At 66.3% G+C, this 19,604-nt stretch carries 15 protein-coding genes and 1 other annotated feature; of the genes, 10 read left to right on the forward strand and 5 right to left on the reverse strand.

Annotated features, from left to right (window positions below):
- Positions 1–2: 2 nt before the first annotated feature.
- Positions 3–734, forward strand: a complete 732-nt coding sequence (locus ABC337_RS02625) for a glutamine amidotransferase (protein WP_412882489.1) — start codon at positions 3–5, stop codon at positions 732–734.
- A gap of 131 nt (positions 735–865) precedes the next feature.
- On the opposite strand, the gene ABC337_RS02630 is transcribed toward ABC337_RS02625, so the two are convergent.
- The gene (locus tag ABC337_RS02630; protein WP_412882488.1) at positions 866–2,275 is read right to left on the reverse strand and encodes an MFS transporter; all 1,410 of its coding nucleotides are present in this window, start codon (positions 2,273–2,275) and stop codon (positions 866–868) included.
- Positions 2,276–2,560: 285 nt separating this feature from the next.
- Between ABC337_RS02630 and ABC337_RS02635 the strand changes: the two genes are divergently transcribed.
- The 4 genes from ABC337_RS02635 (at position 2,561) to ABC337_RS02650 (ending at position 8,986) form a co-directional block, all read left to right on the forward strand.
- Positions 2,561–3,955, forward strand: coding sequence for an MFS transporter (locus ABC337_RS02635; protein ID WP_412882487.1), 1,395 nt, complete (start codon positions 2,561–2,563; stop codon positions 3,953–3,955).
- Positions 3,956–6,118 carry a molybdopterin oxidoreductase family protein gene (locus tag ABC337_RS02640; protein WP_412893202.1) on the forward strand — a complete coding sequence of 721 codons (2,163 nt, stop codon included), beginning with the start codon at positions 3,956–3,958 and terminating at the stop codon, positions 6,116–6,118.
- Positions 6,115–7,671 (forward strand): FAD-dependent oxidoreductase, encoded by a 1,557-nt coding sequence (locus ABC337_RS02645; RefSeq protein WP_412882485.1) that lies wholly within the window; start codon positions 6,115–6,117, stop codon positions 7,669–7,671. The genes ABC337_RS02640 and ABC337_RS02645 overlap by 4 nt, the downstream gene beginning before the upstream one ends.
- Before the next feature lie 388 nt (positions 7,672–8,059).
- Positions 8,060–8,986, forward strand: coding sequence for a toll/interleukin-1 receptor domain-containing protein (locus ABC337_RS02650; RefSeq protein ID WP_412893203.1), 927 nt, complete (start codon positions 8,060–8,062; stop codon positions 8,984–8,986).
- Positions 8,987–9,274: 288 nt separating this feature from the next.
- Here ABC337_RS02650 and ABC337_RS02655 read toward each other — a convergent pair whose 3' ends face one another.
- Positions 9,275–10,255, reverse strand: coding sequence for a DUF4062 domain-containing protein (locus tag ABC337_RS02655; protein ID WP_412882483.1), 981 nt, complete (start codon positions 10,253–10,255; stop codon positions 9,275–9,277).
- A gap of 607 nt (positions 10,256–10,862) precedes the next feature.
- Between ABC337_RS02655 and ABC337_RS02660 the strand changes: the two genes are divergently transcribed.
- Positions 10,863–11,612: a hypothetical protein gene (locus ABC337_RS02660; RefSeq protein WP_412882482.1), complete on the forward strand. Its 750-nt coding sequence runs from the start codon at positions 10,863–10,865 to the stop codon at positions 11,610–11,612.
- Between the two features lie 276 nt (positions 11,613–11,888).
- Here the strand turns inward: ABC337_RS02660 and ABC337_RS02665 are convergent, their stop codons facing one another.
- A complete protein-coding gene (locus tag ABC337_RS02665) occupies positions 11,889–12,170 on the reverse strand; it encodes a hypothetical protein (RefSeq protein WP_412882481.1) in 282 nt (93 codons plus the stop codon).
- 369 nt (positions 12,171–12,539) lie between these two features.
- Positions 12,540–13,804 (reverse strand): IS3 family transposase gene (locus tag ABC337_RS02670; RefSeq protein ID WP_412882480.1). Its coding sequence is split into 2 segments (ribosomal slippage): positions 12,540–13,531 and positions 13,531–13,804, totalling 1,266 coding nucleotides; the frame shifts between segments, so codons are not numbered across the junction.
- Positions 13,401–13,535, reverse strand: a sequence feature (AL1L pseudoknot). It overlaps the preceding gene by 135 nt.
- A 160-nt stretch (positions 13,805–13,964) precedes the next feature.
- Here ABC337_RS02670 and ABC337_RS02675 point away from each other — a divergent pair.
- The 3 genes from ABC337_RS02675 to ABC337_RS02685 all read left to right on the forward strand — a co-directional run bounded on the left by ABC337_RS02675 (position 13,965) and on the right by ABC337_RS02685 (position 17,233).
- Complete coding sequence (locus ABC337_RS02675; protein WP_412882479.1) at positions 13,965–14,549, forward strand: hypothetical protein; 585 nt, start codon at positions 13,965–13,967, stop codon at positions 14,547–14,549.
- A 231-nt stretch (positions 14,550–14,780) separates the two neighbouring features.
- Positions 14,781–15,647 (forward strand): right-handed parallel beta-helix repeat-containing protein, encoded by an 867-nt coding sequence (locus ABC337_RS02680; protein WP_412882478.1) that lies wholly within the window; start codon positions 14,781–14,783, stop codon positions 15,645–15,647.
- Between the two features lie 128 nt (positions 15,648–15,775).
- On the forward strand, positions 15,776–17,233 hold the full coding sequence (locus ABC337_RS02685) for an aldehyde dehydrogenase family protein (RefSeq protein ID WP_412882477.1): 1,458 nt from the start codon (positions 15,776–15,778) through the stop codon (positions 17,231–17,233).
- A gap of 47 nt (positions 17,234–17,280) precedes the next feature.
- On the opposite strand, the gene ABC337_RS02690 is transcribed toward ABC337_RS02685, so the two are convergent.
- Positions 17,281–18,696, reverse strand: a complete 1,416-nt coding sequence (locus ABC337_RS02690; protein ID WP_412882476.1) for an NAD(P)H-quinone dehydrogenase — start codon at positions 18,694–18,696, stop codon at positions 17,281–17,283.
- An 83-nt stretch (positions 18,697–18,779) separates the two neighbouring features.
- Here ABC337_RS02690 and ABC337_RS02695 point away from each other — a divergent pair, with 83 nt between their 5' ends.
- Positions 18,780–19,598: a purine-nucleoside phosphorylase gene (locus ABC337_RS02695; protein WP_412882475.1), complete on the forward strand. Its 819-nt coding sequence runs from the start codon at positions 18,780–18,782 to the stop codon at positions 19,596–19,598.
- The last annotated feature ends 6 nt before the right edge of the window (positions 19,599–19,604 follow it).

Below are 19,604 nucleotides of genomic sequence, written 5' to 3' on the forward strand. Positions count from 1 at the left end.
CTGTGAAGCCCTTCCTGCTGCTCGCCTCCCGCGCGGAGGACGCCGCCGCCGACGACGAATATCTCGCCTACCTGCGTTACACCGGCCTGGCCGAGTCCGGGCTGCACCGGATCCGCATGGAGGCCGCGCCGCTGCCCCAGCTGGACCTTGAGCGGTACTCGGGCGTGATTGTCGGCGGCAGCCCCTTCACCTCCAGCGACCCCGCGGAGGACAAGACCGACGTCCAGCACCGGGTGGAAAAGGACCTATTCGCCCTGCTGGACCGGATTGTGGCCGAGGACTTCCCGTTCCTGGGCGCCTGCTACGGAGTCGGCACCCTGGGCCTGCATCAGGGCGCGGTGATCGACCGGACCTACGGCGAGGGGCTGGGCGGCGTGACCGTCAGCCAGACCGACGAAGGCCTGCAGGACCCGCTGCTGCGCGGATTACCGGAGCAGTTCACCGCGTTCGTCGGGCACAAGGAAGCCTGCACCGTACTGCCCGGCGGGGCCGTGCTGTTGGCCAGCTCGGAGACCTGCCCGGTGCAGATGTTCCGGATCCGGTCCAACCTCTATGCCACCCAGTTCCATCCGGAGCTCGACGCCGACGGCCTCACCACCCGGATCGATATCTACCGGCACGCAGGCTACTTCCCGCCCGAATCCGCCGAGGAACTCATGGCCCAGGCCCGGAGCCACAACGTAAGCGAGCCGATGACCATCCTGCGCAACTTCGTGGAGCGGTACGCGCGCTAGCCCCGCAGGCAAGCCCCCGCCGTCGTACGCTCCTCCCCGGTTACTTCCGGCCGCACCATGCCCGGACACGGAAATGCCCGGCGTGTCAGGTGCACACGCCGGGCATTTGCTGCAGTAACCGGGAAGGAGCGTCAGGCCACGTTGTTCTCGTAGTCCAGATCGCGGGTCTCGCGGCTGATGAACAGTGCGATCAGCGTCAGCACGGCCATGACCGAGAGGTAGACGCCCACAAGGACGGGGCTGCCCTTGGCGGACTCCCACAGCCAGACGGCGATGAACGGAGCCACGGCCGCACCCAGGATGGAGGAGACGTTGTAGCTGATGGCCGAGCCGGTGTACCGGACGTTGGTCGGGAAGAGCTCCGGCAGCAGGGCACCCATCGGGCCGAAGGTCAGGCCCATCAGGGAGAAGCCGAGAATCAGCAGGCCCATGGTACCGGCGAACCCGGCGCTGAACAGGGGCACGAAGAGCAAGCCGAAGACGAAGATGCCCGCGGTGACGGCCAGCAGCATCTTGCGGCGGCCGTACTTCTCGGCCAGCGGGCCTGAGACCAGGGTGAAGATGCCGAAGAACACGACGCCGGCGATCAGCATCCAGAGGAAGTCGTTACGGGAGTAGCCCAGGCCCGGAACGAACGCGGCCGCGGCGGCCTCGCTCATCGGCTTGCCGGCCTTCTCCGCGGCGGCCTGCGCGCCGGCCAGGGTCGGCTTGGTGCCGTAGGTCAGCGTGAACGTGGTCATCAGGTAGAAGAGCACGTAGGTGGCCAGCATGATGAAGGTGCCCAGGATCAGCGGGCGCCAGCTGGTCTTGAAGACCCGGCCCAGCGGCAGCTTGGCGACCTCGTTGGTCTCCAGGACCTTGGTGAAGGCGGGGGTTTCGATCAGCTTCAGGCGGACGTACAGGCCGATGATGACCATGACGGCGCTGACCAGGAACGGCACGCGCCAGCCCCAGTCGCTGAAGGCCTGCGGGGTCAGGGTGTAGCTGAAGACCAGGAAGAGGACGTTGGCGATGATGAAGCCGATCGGCGCGCCCAGCTGCGGGAACGTTCCGTAGATCGCGCGTTTGTTGGCCGGGGCGTTCTCCGTCGCGAGCAGCGCGGCGCCGCTCCATTCGCCGCCGAGGGCCAGGCCCTGGGCGAAGCGCATGACCACCAGCAGTGCCGGCGCCCAGAATTCCCAGCCCGGTACCAGTGCGGTGGGGAGGCAGCCGATCAGGAAGGTGGCGATGCCCATGGTGAGCAGCGAGGCCACGAGGGTGCCCTTGCGCCCGAACTTGTCACCGAAGTGCCCAAAGACGATCGAGCCGAGCGGACGGGCGACGAACGCGACGCCGAAGACGGCGAAGGAGCTCAGGAGCTGGGTGGTCTCGTTCTGGCCCGGGAAGAAGAGCTTCGGGAAGACCAGGACGGCGGCCGTGGCGTAGACGTAGAAGTCGTAGAACTCGACGGTGGTGCCGATCAAGCTGGCAACGATCACGCGGCCGCGCGAGTTCACCTGCTTGGCGGATCCATGCTCCGTCGACATGGCGGTGGGTGACATGTGAGAACGCTTTCATCAAGACCGGCGACCCGCGGGGGCCGTCCGGCAAAGGAGTGGAATATATCTGCCATATTACGCGGCGCTGTCCACGAGTTGGACATTTATTTCACTATTTGGACATCCGCGTGTCGCCCGGATCAGGGGTCGGATCGCCCGGGATGCCGCCGCCGCCTCACGCCCCGGCTGAGCCCCGGATAGGCAAACGTCACAGCACGTTTACATGCGGCGAGCGTTCCGGAAATGCGGCATCCCTAGCTTTGAGGGAACATCCCCAAGGAGGTCCCCGTGACAGAACGCATCGCAGACACCGCCACCCTCACTCCCCCAACCGTTCCCGCGCTGGAACACCGGCCCGGCCGGTGGATCGCCAACTGGGACGCCGAGAACACCGCCCAATGGGAGTCAGTGGGGCGCGGCATCGCCCGGCGGAACCTGAACTGGTCCATCTTTGCGGAGTTCCTGGGCTTCGTGGTCTGGCAGCTCTGGTCGATCGTGGTGGTGCAGCTGCCCGCGGCCGGTTTCCGCTTCTCCACCAATGAGATCTTCTGGCTCATCTCGATGCCCAGCCTGGTCGGAGCAACCCTGCGCATCCCCTACACCTTCATGGTCCCGCGCTTCGGCGGCCGGAACTGGACGGTGGTCTCGGCGCTGCTGCTGCTGATCCCCTCCACCGGGCTGGCGTTCTGCGTGGCCAACCCGGGCACCCCGTTCGGCGTCATACTGCTGGTGGCGGCCCTGGCCGGTTTCGGCGGCGGCAACTTCGCCAGCTCGATGGCGAACATCAGCTTCTTCTACCCGGCCCGGGAAAAGGGCTGGGCGCTGGGCCTCAACGCCGCCGGCGGAAACCTGGGCGCCGCCGTCGCCCAGCTGGCCGTCCCGGTCGCCGTCACCCTGCTGGCCGCCGGCACCGTCAACCTGCCCGTGGCCGGGCTGATGTGGGTTCCGCTGATCCTGGTGGCAGCATTCGGTGCCTGGAAGTACATGGACAACCTCACCAGCGCCAAGGGTGACGTGGCCGGGTCCCTCGCCGCGGTCCGGGAACCGCACCTGTGGGTGATGGCGCTGCTGTACATCGGCACGTTCGGCTCGTTCATCGGCTTCGCGGGCGTCTTTCCGAAGCTGATCAAGGATTACTTCCCGGCCTTCTCCACCTTCGGGGTCGGAACCGTGGCGCTCTCCCTGGCCTTCCTCGGTCCGCTGGTGGGATCCCTGGCGCGGCCCTACGGCGGACGCATGGCCGACCGGCTGGGCGGTGCGCGGATGACCGTGGCCGCGTTCGCGGCGATGGCCGCGATCACCCTGACCGTGGTGTGGACGCTGCCGCTGAAGAACTTCTGGCTCTTCCTGGTCCTGTTCCTGGCGCTCTTCACGGCCAGCGGCTTCGGCAACGGCGCCACCTACCGGATGATCCCGGTGATCTTCGCCCTGCACAGCCGGGCCGCCCGCACCGGGGCCGCTCCGGCAGCCACGCAGAAACTGGCATCCTCGGCGTTGGGGCTGATCTCGGCGATCGGCGCCTACGGCGGCTTCGTCATCCCGCAGGTGCTCAATGCCGCGAACACCGCCACCGGCTCCTACACGCCGGCCTTCTACGGCTTCGTCGCGGCCTACGTCCTGATGCTGGCCGTGTGCTGGGCCTGCTACCTGCGCCCCGCCGGGCACGGCAAGGGACACGTCTAGATGGCCGACGGCGCCGCGACCCACTGCCCGTACTGCGCCCTGCAGTGTGCCATGACGCTGACCGCGCCGGCGGCCGCGGAGGCCCCACTCGAGGTGACCGGGAGGGACTTTCCCACCAACCGTGGCGGGCTCTGCCCGAAGGGTTGGACCTCGACGTCGTTGCTTGAACACCCCGGGCGGGTCACCGAACCGCTGCTCAAGGGCGCCGACGGCGTGCACCGGCCGGTCGACTGGGACACCGCACTCAACCTCATCGCCACGGCGGTCCGGAAGACCCGGGCCGCCTACGGCCCGGACGCCGTCGGCGTGTTTGGCGGCGGCGGCCTGACCAACGAGAAGGCCTACCAGCTGGGCAAGTTCGCTCGTCTTGGGCTGGGGACCTCCCGGATCGATTACAACGGCAGGTTCTGCATGTCCTCCGCCGCGGCGGCCGGGATCCGCGCGTTCGGCCTGGACCGGGGGCTGCCGTTCCCGGTGGCCGACCTGGACGGCGCCGCCACCGTGCTCCTGCTGGGCTCCAACGTGGCGGAAACGATGCCTCCCTTCGTGCAGCACCTGCGCGGGGCGCGGGACGCCGGCGGCCTGATCGTGGTCGACCCGCGGCGCTCCGCGACGGCCGCTCTGACCTCCGACGGCGCCGGCCTGCACCTGCAGCCGCTGCCGGGCAGTGATCTGGCCCTGCTGCTGGGGCTGTCGCATGCGGTGATCCATGAGGGTCTGGCGGATCAGGCCTACATCGACAGGCGCACCGCCGGCTACCAGGCCCTTGCCCGCAGCGTGGCCGGTTTCTGGCCTGAGCGCGTGCAGTCCCTCACCGGTGTGCCGGCCGGCCTGGTCCGCGAGACCGCCCGGCGGCTGGCCGACGGTGCGCGCCGCGGCGGCAGCTACATCCTGACCGGCCGCGGCGTGGAACAACATGTGGACGGGACGGACACCGCCACCGCCGCGATCAACCTGGCCTTGCTGCTGGGCCTGCCGGGGTCGGCCCGGAGCGGCTACGGGACGCTGACCGGCCAGGGCAACGGCCAGGGCGGGCGGGAACATGGCCAGAAGGCGGACCAGCTGCCCGGCTACCGAAAGATCACCGACCCTGCGGCGCGCGCCCACGTCGCGGGCGTCTGGGGAGTTCCCGAGGCGCTGATCCCGGGACCCGGGGTCCCCGCCGTCGAACTCCTTGCCTCGCTGGGAGAGCCCGACGGCGTCCGCTGCCTGTTCGTGCACGGCGCCAACGTGGCGGTGTCCGCCCCGGATGCGAACACCGTGATCGCGGGCCTGCGCCGGCTGGATTTTTTGGTGGTCTGCGATTTCTTCGTCTCCGAGACCGCGGCCGAGGCGGACCTGATCCTGCCGGTGACCCAGTGGGCCGAGGAGGAGGGAACGTTGACCAACCTCGAGGGCCGGGTGCTGCGCCGCCGCCGGGCCGTGACTCCCCCGCCCGGGGTCCGCAGCGAATTGTGGATCATGGCTCGGCTGGCCGAGTTACTGGATGCCCCGTCCACCTTCAGCGAGGACCCGGAGACCGTGTTCGAGGAACTCCGCCGTGCCTCCGCCGGCGGACCGGCGGACTACTCCGGGATCGATTACGCGATGTTGGACCGCGGCGAGGAGGCCTACTGGCCGTATCCCGCGGGCAGCGCTGGGACGCCGCGGTTGTTCCTGGAGGCCTTCGCGCATCCGGACGGGCGTGCGGTGTTCACGCCGGTGACGCCCCGCCGTCGTGCGCCGTCCGCCGATTCCGGTGGTTCCGCAGGTTCCGGCGACGGCGGTGCCCCGATGACCCTGGTGACCGGACGCTGGCTGGAGCATTACCAGTCGGGCGCCCAGACCCGGCGTGTGCCTGCATTGGTGGATGCACGGCCCGGGGCGCGGCTGCAGCTGCATCCCTCGGCCGCCGCGGCGCAGGGCATCGACGACGGCGCCCTGATGCTCATGGCGAACAGCCGCGGCGAGGTGCTGTGCCGCGCCGACATCAGCCCGGACATCCGCCCGGAGACCGTATTCCTGCCGTTCCACTTCCCCGGTGTGGAGAGCGCGAACCGGCTTACGGAGGCCGCGACGGACCCCGTCTCCGGGATGCCGGAATTCAAGACCAGCCAGGTATGGGTGCGGCCGGTTGCTGCCGGTGCGCCCGCCGCGGCCCTGCAGAGTGAAGGTTCCTCATGAGCGAGCGTGTTGTGGTGGTGGGCTTCGGACCGGTTGCGGCGAGGCTGATCGATGAACTACTGCCGGCGGTGGCGTCCGGGGTAGTGGAGTTGACCGTGATCGGCGAGGAACCGGTTGCCGCCTACAACCGGGTCCTGGTGGCGGACCTGGGCGTCGGCCGGACCAGCGCGGACGCCCTGGCCCTTGCCGACGCGGCGTCCCTGGTCGCCGCGGGCGTCGATGTCCGGCTGGGCGTGCGGGTCCGCCGGGTGGACCGGGCCCGGCGCCGGCTCCTGCTCAGTGACGGCACCGCCCCGCGCTATGACAGGCTGGTGTTCGCCACCGGCGCCCGGCCCGTGATTCCCAACCTCACCGGGCTGAACCCGGATCCTGGCCGGCCCACGCTTCCGCCCGGGGTGACCGCGCTGCGTGACCTGGCGGACGCGGCGGCGCTGCACGCCGCGGTGGCCGGCGGCAAACGCGTGGTGGTCCTGGGCGGGGGCTTCCTGGGCCTGGAAACCGCTCTGGCCGCCGCCGAGGAGGGTGCCACCGTGACCGTACTGCACAACGGCCCGTTCCCGCTGGGCCGCAGCATCGACCGCGGCGGCGGGGCCGTGCTGGCGGCATCGCTGCGGAACTGCGGGGTGCGGATGGCCGGCAATGCGCGGTCCGTGGGCGTGGAGACAGACGACGACGGCGGCTTCTCGGCGTTGCTCCTGGACGACGGCTCCGCGATCGACGGGGACCTGCTGGTGCTGTCCTGCGGCGTGCGGCCCCGCGTTGAGCTCGCGGAGGGCTGCGGGCTGCCGACGGCGGCCGGCATCCTGGTGGACCACCGGCTCCGTACGCACCACGAGCCGCATGTCTTCGCCGTCGGCGACTGCGCGGAGGTCCGGTGCCCCGAACCGGACTGCGTGGACTGCCGCACTTCCCGTGGGCCGTCCGGACTGGTGGGGCCCGGATGGCGGCAGGCCGAGTGGCTGGCCGGCTACCTCACGCTGCTGGCCGCGGGTTCCCCTGACGCAGCCGAGGCGATGCCACCGCTGCCCCCTGAACAGCCGGCCGTGGTGGTGCTCAAGGCGCGGGGGCTGACCATGGCCGTGGCCGGCGACGTCACCGCTGATCCGTGGGACGAGGAGGCGCTGTGTTCCGGGTCGGCCGCCGGCCGGCCGCGGCTGCAGGTCTCCCAATGGGCCGACCCCGAGCACGGCCGCTACGTCAAGATGTCCACCCGTGCCGGGGTATTGGAGGGCCTGGTGGCCGTCGGGATGCCGCGCACGGCGGCCGAGCTGGTGCAGCTCTTCGAACGCGGTGCGGAACTGCCGGCTGACCGGTCACTGCTGCTCCGGTTGGACGGGCCGGAGGCTGATGCCTCGCAGTCCGTGGCCGACCCGGCGCGGACCGTGTGCCGCTGCGCCGGGGTCAGCGGCACTGCAATTGCCTCAGCCGTTTCCTCCGGCTGCTCGACGGTTGCCGAGGTCTCCGGGACCACCCGCGCCGGCACCGGCTGCGGCAGCTGCCACGACGAAATCAGGGGCCTGATCGAAAAGCACTTCCAGGCGGCCGTGACGTAGGGGTCTGGGTGCCCTGAAGCCGGTGAGGCCGAACTCTCCTCAAACGCAATACAAACTGGAGAACGGCTACACGTCCTGGGGAGCTGGTGAGCCTGTGATTTCCGGTAGCCCGGAAATCGCTGAAGCACAGTGCACAATTAGATCTCCTCCCCCTAGGGCTGCTCAGCCGGTTAGCTTAGGACCCGTCGCATCCCCGTTATGTGTCCATGTGGGGCGCAGGCTGCTGATCACATATCCAAGCAATTGATCGCCATCCCAGCAGCTGCTCGCTGTCGCACAGCCCCCGGCGGCGCAGCCGCAGCATGGAACCGGTGACCGGCGGGTCAGTCCTCGCGCGAATGCAGACACCTAACTATCCTTGAACGAGACTGGGTGGCGATAGTGCGTCATGCAGACTGATTCCCTATTCCCGAAAGGCGCCACATTGCAGGTATTCATTAGTTGGTCAGGCCGACAATCCGAGCACGTTGCAACAGCCCTCAGAATTTGGCTGCCAAAAGTACTTGACGGAAAAGTCAAGCCCTTTGTCTCTTCCGAGGACATAGATAAGGGCGACCGGGGCCTAAACAAGATTGCCGAAGAGCTTGAGGGATCAAGCTACGGCATTGTGGTAGTGACGCCCTCCAATCAAGACTCGCCATGGATCAACTTCGAAGCTGGAGCACTCGGTAAGTCCGTCAGTGACGCAAGGGTGGCACCACTTCTAGTAGGGCTGACCGACAGCGATGTAAAAGGGCCTATTAAACAGTTTCAGAACTCAGCGGCTTCTGACAAAAAGGCAGTGCTCAGCCTCGTTCGTTCCCTCAACAAGGCTCTAAAAGATCCGCTCGGAGACGGCACTGTAGAGGTTCTCTTCGAAGCGCATTGGCAGGAGATGGCAGCTGCGATCTCAGGCGCGCCCAATGACGCCAGCGCTTTACCGCAGAAACCCCGTGCAGAGTCTGATCTGCTTGACGAAGTACTGACCACCGTGAGGTCCCTACAACGTGACGTGGGACGCATGCAGAAAATGATGGAGCTCTCGACCCGGGCATCTCGGGAAGACTTCACAGACGAAGTGGCGGACATCCTCATGAAGGGCCTGAGCTTGAACTCGCTCTCTTTCTCACACGACCAAACGGGAGGGATCACCGTCGACTTGCCTGATGATGCAGGAGTCCTAAGCGGTGTCGTCCTGCGCAGGCTTCAGGAGGCAGCTCGAAGGAACAGCTCATCCGTCACGATCGTGCGTCAGAACGGGGCTTCTGTCGCCTACGATTCCGCCGGAATCGAGAGCCGTGTGAATGCACCCGAGGAGCAGTCCGTGAGTGAGTGAAATAGTGGTTCAGGCTCAGCCTGGCAGCCGTCGTAAGTACGACAACGGGCTTATTGCCCGCAGGCCCGGCAAGGCCGGACATCGTCGAGGCAGTGCAAATCCCGCTGACAGGAAACATGGCGAGCTTCCGGCTCTTTGCACGCGGTGCGTCGGGGGCCCTTGCCAGTGGGGACCGACTCCCACTACTCCCTGGCGATGGAGGCGTAGGCACCCAACGTCAGAATAAGAAGGACGCACGCCGCTAATCCATGGGTCGGCCCAACCCCCGGAAGACCCGCCACGTAGAGATCACGCTTCAGTCTGAGCTTTCTCATAGAGCAAAATATCTTCGGTACTTGAACTGTGTTCGTGGACAGCTTCCACGAGACGAGTCCTCAGATTCTCGTACCGCCTCTGCAGCTCCTCCATTCTCACTGAAGAGACACTTCCATCTACACTGATGGTGTTGGCATATTCTGCATCTTCATGTTCTGCGATTCTCAAATCGATTCCCAACTCCGACGCGCAGTCCTCCACCGTTTCGTTGCTTAGCACAATACCCGGGGTGGGCCTCCCATTCATGTATCGGAGGTCAGATACAGCTGAAGACTGGACCATATCCTGCAGCAGTCGGACGTAGAGCCGATCGGTCGAAGTGCCAACAGTCCGCAGAATCTGCTCTGCGATTACTTCAACGCGCTCATTCACATTTGTCAGAACCGCGAGAGTGTCTACCACCTGCGCTTCGCTACTCCCTTGCGTCAGAAAGCTGTGCATCATCCCAGCCCACTGCATTCGTAGATATGTCTCAATCTGGCTTGTGGATGAGAAAGGTACCAGAGCATTGTTATTCGCCCGCTTCTGGACAGACTCAATAAACTCAAAAATCTTGGGACTATCCGCGTTAGGAAATGACATGTTGTTAATAAGCTCGGGTTTGCTAACGTTTGCACGATAAAGGGCATAGTCGTTATAGGTTCCCTGTTCAACCAGAGCAAAAACAGGTATCTTCTTTTCCACCGCAGCTTGGAACTCAGCATTCGTTACCGACTGCCCCGATGCCGGGAGCTCCATACCGTAACGGCCGCCGATCAGTAGTACAAATATGTCGACATTTGATACTTCTTTCAGGCACGACTCTGCAGCCGTTGTCTTCGGGTCGTAAAACACTGCGCCCGCCTCACTGAGGACAGGAGAATACCCTAGGTTCTCAATAAAACGCTTCAGACTTTCGCGCGCATATTTAAGGTCATAAAAGGTCGAACTAACAAAGACTGTCGGAATGGCCATGTTCTTATCTTTCTGGACGATGAAGCTAATTGTGGCTTAGTAGTCTTCGCTTCGTTCCCGCCACCGACGGGCCTGGGGGCCGCCGGTGGGGTACGCATGAGCACAGGGGTGCCGGTCGGATGCGGAGCCTGGCTCCCTGCCAGCGCAACCTCCCATGATTCGGGGGGGGGCAAAGACCATGGTTCTGCCAGTGAAGGCGAGCAGAGCAGACAGCCGAGTTGGCACGGCCGGGATTCCGAGAACGCTGTCGAGACCCCTGACCACAGCGAAGATCACGAGCAGCACCATTGCCGCCACGACCCGGAAAGACGTCCCGGTGATGACTGCGGCGCCTTGGTCGCGCGGCAGCACCGGGACAATCAAGCACTTTCCCCCCATGAAAATATGATGCGGTTTGCGATGGGGTCACCATAACACCGCACGCCTGTCGACTGCGTCCAGATGGCCCATCATGCCTGCTGCGTCACCGAGTGGGCCGCTCCGCTGGGGCTACGCGGCCTACAGTCCGGGCCACCGCCGCAAACACATACAGGGTATAGCGGCGGACGAAGCGGATGCGACAGTAGCAAACAGCCCACTTACAAGGCGGATCGAAGCATCCGGTACCATGGAGTGGTTGAAAATCCGCTACACGATTGGATGGCCGTTGGCCCCCAAAAAAGTCTGTAGCAAGGACCGCGACGGCAACCCGATAGCTTGCACCACCGGCCGGCCGTACAAGGCGCAGGACCGGTGCACCACGCACTATCAGCAGTGGTGGCGGAAGCAACCTAAGTGTCTGCTCGCGGGGTGCAACGGTCTTCAAGCCAGACGGCATGGATACTGCCGTCAGCAGGAGGGCCGGGCGCTGACCACGAGGACGAAGGCCGCCCAGGAAAAGACGCTGGCGCGCTTTCTGGAGGGCATCTGTCCGGACTGGGTTACCGGCTGTTGGATTTGGAAGGAGACGCCCAACGAGGACGGCTACGGCATGATGTGGATCGGCCGGGACCGCTGGTACTCTCACCGCTTTGGTTACGTCTACTTCTACGGCGGCCACAAGCCCAAGCAAGTCTTGGATCACATTTGCAACCGGAAGCTTTGCGTCCGGCCGGACCACATGTGGGCGATCAGCAACACCCTGAACATCAAGCTGCGCCAGGACGGAGCCTTTGGAGGCTCGCTCTCCTACTGGCAAGATGCCAAGGGACTGCACGAGCCGATCACGCTTGGCCTGTGGGCGTTCCAGAACCAGCTTCCTTTCGGCAAGGAAGCCCCGTTTGGTAGAGATGGAACTGTAGAGGACCTTCGGAAGGTGGGTGTTCTGAAAGCCCCGCCGAGTGAGAATGGCCATCAGCACCGGACACGCCAGAGCTGATCGCCTCAATGGACCCATGCCACAGCAATGGCGGGGAATTCGGCAAAATGGCGGCTTCCTAACCCGTGCGCCCAATGAGGAGCTATGTACAACCGGACCCGGGGCCGGCCCTTCAAGGGGGGGGGTCCCCGGGGACCTGGCGGGCAGTAGCGGCGGCCACCGGCGGCGGCACTACTCGACTGGAACGAACAGCGACCAGATATTCGCTGCCGCCCCTAGCGCCAAGCCAGCACCGACGAGCCAGACCTGCAAGGCAAGGCCGCTGGCGGCATGGCTCTAGATCAGGTGCTTGACCAGCTCGGGCATGTTATCTATGTCGCCGTAGGTGAACATGGTCTTTCCGGCAGCCTGCTGCTCGGCCCGCATTTCATCGGTGCGCGAACCGCCGCCGAAGATCGCGGCTGGCTCGCTGGCATACGCCCGCTCAATCTCTTTCAACCGAATCAATAGCGCCGCATTCTCCCGCATGTCCTTGCGGACGATGTACCACGCCCAGAGGATCGCACCGAAGGAAACGACAAATGCCAGGACATTTATGATTACAAGCAGCGTCTTCATGGTCTTGAGTATGGCAGTCGCTTCCGGCACCCCTGTCTTACAACCCAAGGCATAAAGGACACCTCTCTTGCGAGACACATAAACGGTCCTGCACCCCTGATAAGTGGCTCACCTGAATGTCTCATTACTTCCTACAAATTTCGGAGTAGCAAAACACCGTTGCGAGACATAGGCAGCATGACACGGCAAAGCTGATTGGAATGCGCCCGAGTATCCACAAAGGCGCAGGACACCGACCAGCAGGTTACCGACCTGCTCACCGCCGGTGTGCGACGAGATGGTGAGGCCATCCGAGAAGTCGACAGTGTGTTGCGTTTCGTCTTACACCGGGAACGCCAGGCTTCAGGGCAATTTGAACCGTACCGGGTTTTAGGCCGTCTTCTTGCTGGTGGCCTCGTCGTCTGATGAGGCGTCTATTTGAGCATAGTAGTTCTGCTCGAACTCGTCGGGCGGGATCATGGACAAGGTGCTGTGCAGCCGCTCTGTGTTGTACCAGTGGACCCAGTTCATGGTCGCCTTCTCCACATCCGCCAACTGCTTTAGCGGGCCTGTCATGAAGGGACTGCCTTTGCGGACGCATTCGTTCTTGTACAGACCGATCGTGGATTCCGCGAGGGCGTTGTCGTACGCGTCGCCGACGCTGCCGACGGAAGCCGCCAAGCCTTCAAGCAGCAGTGCCTCTCCGAACCGGATCGAGGTGTATTGGGAGCCGGCGTCACTGTGATGAACCATGCCAGCAGGGACCGGCGTTCCGGCCTGGTCCCGGCGCCAGAGCGCCATCTTCAAGGTGGTGAGCACCATGTCCGTGTCCTTGATTGTGGAGCCGTGCCAGCCCACGATCGCCCGGGAGAAGACATCTATCGCGAAGGCCACGTACGCAAAGCCGGCCCACGTTCTGACATAGGTGAAGTCGGTGACCCACACGGCGTTCGGCCGGGCCGCGGTGAAGTCCCTGTTCAGTAGATCCGGGGCCCGCTGGGAGTCCTTCGCTGGCGCGACGGCTTTGGGTTTCCGGCCCCGGACGAGGCCGTTCATGGCTTCATCCCGCATGAGCCGGTCGACGGTACATCTGGCCACTTCGTGGCCCTCTCTGCGCAGCCAGGCTGTCATTTTCCGCCGTCCGTACAGGGACTCGGGTTTCTCTGCGGTGTCTTTCAGCGCGTTGACGATAGCAGCGTCCGTGACAGTCCGGGCAGCGGGTGCTTTGGATTTCCAGGACCGGTAAGTCCGCGGGGCGACCTGAACGCCCTGCTCACGCAGGACCTTGCAGGCCGGCTCGACCCCGTGGCCATCGGCACGCAGTTCGTCGATGAATCCGGCTATTTGCGGCGGCGAGGGTCGAGCTCCCTCGCGAAGAAAATCGAGGCTTTCTTCAGGATCTCGTTGGCCTCCCGCAGTTCCCGGTTCTCACTTTCCAGCTCCCTGATCCGGGTCTGCTCGGCACTGGTGACGCCGGGACGTTCGTCGGCGTCGATCTGGGCCTGGAGAACCCACCGGCGCAGGGACTCCCTGCCGATGTTCAGCTTGGGTCCGATGGCGGAGCAGGCGGCGAAAACGGAGTCGTACTCACTGAGGTGGTCCAGGACCATCCGCACGGCACGCTCACGCTGATCCTGGGGGTATCGCTTGGGCATGATCGCCATCCTTCACAAAAAAGGAAGCGGCATCAAACCCGGTACGGTTCAATTAGTCGGGGGTTCTTGAAGGCTCTCCCCGCAACACGGGGCTTCCTCCCCTTGGCTGCATTAGGCCGCACCGTTTCAATGGTCACAGGCCACCTCGACAGGAGGCACAATGTCCGTCCCCATCATCCTGGCCATCGCCGTCGTCGTCCTCGCGGTCGTGGTGGGGGTCGCCATCGGGCGGCAGAAAAACCCTCAGCGGAGGGCCGGCACCCTGATGAAAACCGGCCTGGGGCTCATGACGATCTTCACCCTTGTGGCCGGAGCGTTCATCTGCGGCTACGCGATGGACGAGCCCGGCGGCCAGGCCGGTCTGATGATGATCCTGTCCTGGGCGGCACCGGCTCTGGTCCTCGCTGCCCTCGCCTGGTTCTGGCCGGCCGGAAGCGCTCCGTTGCTGGTGGCGCTGACGGCGGTTCTCGTCGCCGTCTGTATATGGTTTGCCCTCGATCCGGCGGCGGCACGCGATATCCAGAATGCTCATGGTCCGGTGCTCGCCATCGGCGTCGTCGTGCTCGCGTTCGCTGCCGCCGTCCTGGGATTGGAACGGACCCGCACGGCCGGCTGGCTGCTGCTGGCGCTGGGGGCCGTCCCGCTGTTGATCACGGTCCTGGCCAGGTCCGGCCCGGCGGCCTCGCTCGCCGCGGCCAGTGTGTTCCTCTGGTCACCGGAGCCATCTACCTCGTGGCGTCCCTGATGACGCGCGGAAAGTCGACGCCGGAAAGCAAGCGGGCCGCCGCGGCCTAAGTCCCGGCGGCGGAGAAAACCAAGTAGTGAAGCCGTGAGAAACAAGTACCCGGCTTTCCGTATCCCGCCGCGGGCGTGATCTAGGGTTGCCTGAACTCCCGCCGCCGGAACCGCTCAGGTGCTTGCGCCGGGCCCGCCGACGTCGAGCACGGCGCCGGCCATTCCATCACTGGGGGAACCTTTGAAAAAGCCACTTCTTGCCCTGCTGCTGTCCGCCGGAGTCGTCGGAGCCGGCGTCGGCGCACCCGCCGCCACCGCCGCCGAACTGCGCACCGTCTGCACCGCCGGCTGCGACTTCAGCACCATCCAGTCCGCCGTCGACGCCTCGGCGCCCGGCGACACCATCCAGGTCCAAGGTCCGCTGACCGTCGCCGGCACCACGGTGATCACCAAAGACGTCACCGTCACCGGCTCGGGCGGCGCCACCCTGACCCAGACCGCAAACGCCGTGACCGTCCTGGTCACCGGGGCGGGCGCATCCCTGACGAACCTGACCATCACCAGCGACGTCCCCTACCCCAAGGAATTCATCCAGGTGGGCGCCGCGGACGTCACCATTTCCGGCAACACCGTGTTCGGACCGGCCCAGGCGCTGCCCATGAGCGGCTGGGTGACCAACCGCGGACTCGTCACCCAGGGCGGCATCCCCGGACTCACCGTCAGCGGAAACACCTTCCACTCCCTCCGCAGCGGCGCCTACCTGAACCCGAACGGCAGCGGCCTGATCGAGGGGAACACCCTCTACAACACCAAGGGCGACTTCCTGATCGATAACGCCAACTTCACCTTCCATGGCAACCGCCCCGGCGACGCCGCCCAACCGAGCGAGTGGGGCTTCGTCGTTTTTGGATCGACGGAGGCCGGCCGCTACCCGTCCATGGCCGCCCTCAGCGCCGCGAACAACGGCATGAGCGCCTGGGACCAGCGGACCGGAGAGAAAGCGGTCGTCCCCCTCTCGGCACAGGCCTGCAAGGACGACGGCTGGAAGTCCTTCCTGCCGTCATTCAAGAACCAGGGGCAGTGCATCAAGTTCGTCAACGCCGGCTGACGGCACCGCGCACCTAGCGTGAAACGGCTCTTGACGGCGGTGTCCGGACAGCATGTGATGGACGGGAACCGACCCCGGACCACCCATCTGCCGGACGCCCGCCGTCCGGAACGCCGAAAGGACAACGAATGTCCCTGCTCGACTCCGCCCTCTGGAACGGCAAGATCTACCTCAACGGCTGGCGCGACGGGGGCGGCGGGACCGGCACGGCCGTCGAACCGGCCACGGGCGAGGAGCTGGGCAGCTACGGGGTCGCCTCGGTGGATGACGTCCGGGAGGCCGCCGCCACGGCGGCGAAGGCGCAGAAGGAATGGGCCGCCCGGAACCCGGAGGAGCGCGCCGCCGTCCTGCGCCGCGCCGGGCAGCTCTGGGAGGAGCACGCCGCCGACATCCAGGACTGGATCGTCCGCGAATCCGGCGGCATCCCTCCCAAGGCCGGCCTGGAAACCCACATCGCCGCCAACGAATGCTACGAGGCCTCCGCACTGCCTTCGCTGCCGGCCGGTGACGTCCTGACCTCCAACGAAAACCGCTGGTCCTTTGCCCGCCGCCGGCCCGTCGGCGTCGTCTCCGTGATCGCCCCGTTCAACTTCCCGCTGATCCTCTCCATCCGCGCCGTCGCCCCGGCCCTGGCCCTCGGCAACGCCGTGCTGCTCAAGCCGGACCCGCGGACCACGGTGTGCGGCGGCGTCAGCGTCATCCGCATCTTCGAGGAGGCCGGGCTCCCGCCGGGGCTTCTCTCGCTCCTGCCCGGCGGCGCGGAGGTGGGTGCCGCCGTCGTCGAGGCCGAGGAGGTGAGCGTCATCGCGTTCACGGGTTCGACGGCGGCCGGGCGGAAGATCGGCGAGACCGCCGGCCGGCTGCTCAAGCGCGCCCACCTGGAACTGGGCGGCAACAACGCCCTGATCGTGCTGCCCGGGGCGGACATCGCCAAGGCGGCCTCCGCCGCGGCGTTCGGGTCCTTCATGCACCAGGGCCAGATCTGCATGGCCGCCGGCCGGCACATCGTGCACGAGGACATCTACGACGACTACGTCGCAGCCCTCTCCGAGAAGGCCGCCCACCTGCCCGTGGGCGACCCGAAGAGCGGCACCGTGGCGCTCGGGCCGGTGATCGACGAACGCCAGTTGCAGCGGGTGGACGGGATCGTCCAGGACGCCGTCGCTGCCGGCGCGAAGCTCGCCGCGGGCGGCACCCACGACGGCCGCTTCTACCAGCCGGCCGTCCTGGTGGACCTGGACACGGACAGCCCCGCCTGGAAGGACGAGATCTTCGGCCCGGTGGCCCCGGTGATGAAGTTCTCCACCGTGGACGAGGCCGTGGCGCTGGCCAACGACAACGAATACGGCCTCTCGATCGGCATCCTGGGCGACGTGGGCCTGGCCATGACCATCGCCGACCGGCTGGACTCCGGCAAGGTCCACATCAACGAACAGACAGTCTCCGACGAGGCCAACTCCCCCTTCGGCGGCACGAAGAACTCCGGCAACGGCTCACGGATCGGCGGCCATCACGCCAACATGGAGTCCTTCACCGAGATCCAGTGGCTCACCATGCGACCGGACATCGCGCCCTACCCCTTCTAGGAGCGGGCCGCCCGCGCGGCGGCGTCCGGACCGGGGGCGGCGCGGTGCTACATATGCACGTGCAGGCGGCGGGCCGCCTCTGAGATCGATCCGCTGAGGGACGGGTAGACCGTGAAGGTGCTGGCGACGTCGTCGACGTGCATCTTCTGCGTCACGGCCAGCGAGATCGGGAAGATCAACTCGGAGGCGTTCGGGCCCACCACGACGCCGCCGATCACGGTGCCGGAGCCCTTGCGCGCGAAGATCTTGATGAAGCCGTCGCGGTGGTTGCGCATCTTGGCGCGGGCGTTGCTGCGCAGCGAAAGCTTGACGACGTCGCCTTGGTATTTGCCGGAGTCGATGTCCGCCTCGGACACGCCCACGTTCGCGATTTCGGGCGAGGTGAAGATGTTGGAGGCCACCTGGTGCAGCTTCAGCGGGGCGACGCTGTCGCCGAGGAAGTGGGCGATGGCGATCCGGCCCTGCATGGCGGCGACGGAGGCCAGCGCCAGGACGCCGGTGCAGTCGCCGGCGGCGTAGATGTTCGGGGCCGTGGTGCGGGAGACGCCGTCGACCTTGATGTGGCCGCTCTCGGTCAGCGCGACGCCGGCCTCCTCCAGCCCGATGCCGGCGGTGTTAGGGATGGATCCGACGGCCACCAGGCAGTGGCTGCCGCGGACGGTGGAGCCGTCCGCCAGGGTGACAACGACGCCGTCGTCCGTGCGTTCCACGGTCTCGGCGCGGGCCCGGGACAGCACGGTGACGCCGCGGCGTTCGAAGACACCCTCGAGGACCTCGGCGGCGTCCGCGTCGGAGCCGGGGAGGACCCGGTCGCGGGAGGAGATCAGCGTGACCTTGGAACCCAGGCCGTTGTACGCGGAGGCGAATTCGGCGCCGGTGACGCCGGAACCCACCACGATCAGTTCCTCGGGCAGCTCGTCGAGGTTGTAGATCTGCGCCCAGTTCAGGATGCGTTCCCCGTCGGGGCGGGCGGTGGGCAGTTCGCGCGGGTGGGCGCCGACGGCGAGCAGGATCGCGTCCGCCTCGACCGTCTCCACGCCGTCCGCGGTCAGGACCTCGAGCGTGTGGTTGTCGAGCATCTTGCCGGAGCCGAGCATGACGCGCACGTTCTGGCCCTCGAGGCCGCGCTGGATGTCGGCGGACTGCTGCCGGGCCAGGCCCAGGAGGCGGTCGTTGATGTGCTTGAGGTCCGCGCGCATGGTGGGGATGCAGTCGCCGCCGTCGACGTCGAACTTCACGCCCAGCTCCCCCGCCTCGCCCACGCGGGTCATCAGGTCCGCCGTCGCGATGAGGGTCTTGGAGGGAACGACGTCGGTGAGTACGGCGGAGCCGCCGAGGCCGGCGCGCTCGATGATGGTGACCTGCGCTCCCAGCGAGGCGGCGACCATGGCCGCCTCGTAGCCACCCGGCCCTCCGCCGAGGATCGCGATACGGGGTGCACTGAAATCGGGATGCGTAGTCACAATCATCCATTGTCCATCATCCGGACCGGCGCCACCAAGCCACGGTGCTGGGCAGCGCGGGGGCGGCAGGGTAGCTTGTTCCAGTGAGCAACACGGAATTCCTGAACACTGACCCCTTCGACGCCGCCCGCGCCGCCGCCGACTACATCGCGGAGGAGACCGGCGTCGACAGCCACGACATCGCCCTGGTGCTGGGCTCGGGCTGGGGGGACGCCGCCGAACTGATCGGCGAGACCACCGCCACCCTGTCCGCGGACGAGGTCCCTGGCTTCTCCGCCCCGTCGGTTGTGGGCCATGTGGGCACCATCCGCTCGGTGCTCACCCGCGAGGGTAAGCGCGCCCTGGTGCTCGGCGCCCGCACGCACTACTACGAGGGCAAGGGCGTCCGCGCCGTGGTGCACGGGGTCCGGACCGCCGCCGCCGCCGGCTGCAAGACCCTGGTTTTGACCAACGGCTGCGGAGGCCTGAACGAGGACTGGGCTCCCGGCACGCCGGTGCTGATCAGCGACCACATCAACCTCACCGCCACCTCCCCGCTGGAGGGCGCCACGTTCGTGGACCTGACCGACCTTTACTCCTCCCGGATCCGCGGCCTGGCCCGCGAGGTGGACCCCACCCTGGACGAGGGCGTCTACGCGCAGTTCACCGGCCCGCACTACGAGACCCCGGCCGAGGTGCAGTACGCCAAGCGGATCGGCGCTTCCCTGGTGGGCATGTCCACCGCGCTGGAGGCCATCGCCGCACGTCACGCCGGCATGGAGGTCTTCGGCATCTCACTGGTGACCAACCTCGCCGCCGGCATCAGCCCGGTTCCGCTGAGCCACGAAGAGGTCCTCGAGGCCGGCCAGGCCGCGGGACCGCGCATCTCCAAGCTGCTCGCGGAAATCATCGCCAAGCTCTAGGCAGTC

This window comes from Arthrobacter phoenicis (assembly GCF_047238215.1).
Lineage (GTDB): Bacteria > Actinomycetota > Actinomycetes > Actinomycetales > Micrococcaceae > Arthrobacter.

Coding starts and splice junctions, on each gene's coding strand:
- ABC337_RS02630 (WP_412882488.1), bottom strand. CDS start 2,275: ATGTCACCCACCGCCATGTCGACGGAGCATGGATCCGCCAAGCAGGTG.
- ABC337_RS02640 (WP_412893202.1), top strand. CDS start 3,956: ATGGCCGACGGCGCCGCGACCCACTGCCCGTACTGCGCCCTGCAGTGT.
- ABC337_RS02645 (WP_412882485.1), top strand. CDS start 6,115: ATGAGCGAGCGTGTTGTGGTGGTGGGCTTCGGACCGGTTGCGGCGAGG.
- ABC337_RS02650 (WP_412893203.1), top strand. CDS start 8,060: ATGCAGACTGATTCCCTATTCCCGAAAGGCGCCACATTGCAGGTATTC.
- ABC337_RS02655 (WP_412882483.1), bottom strand. CDS start 10,255: ATGGCCATTCCGACAGTCTTTGTTAGTTCGACCTTTTATGACCTTAAA.
- ABC337_RS02660 (WP_412882482.1), top strand. CDS start 10,863: ATGGAGTGGTTGAAAATCCGCTACACGATTGGATGGCCGTTGGCCCCC.
- ABC337_RS02665 (WP_412882481.1), bottom strand. CDS start 12,170: ATGAAGACGCTGCTTGTAATCATAAATGTCCTGGCATTTGTCGTTTCC.
- ABC337_RS02675 (WP_412882479.1), top strand. CDS start 13,965: ATGTCCGTCCCCATCATCCTGGCCATCGCCGTCGTCGTCCTCGCGGTC.
- ABC337_RS02685 (WP_412882477.1), top strand. CDS start 15,776: ATGTCCCTGCTCGACTCCGCCCTCTGGAACGGCAAGATCTACCTCAAC.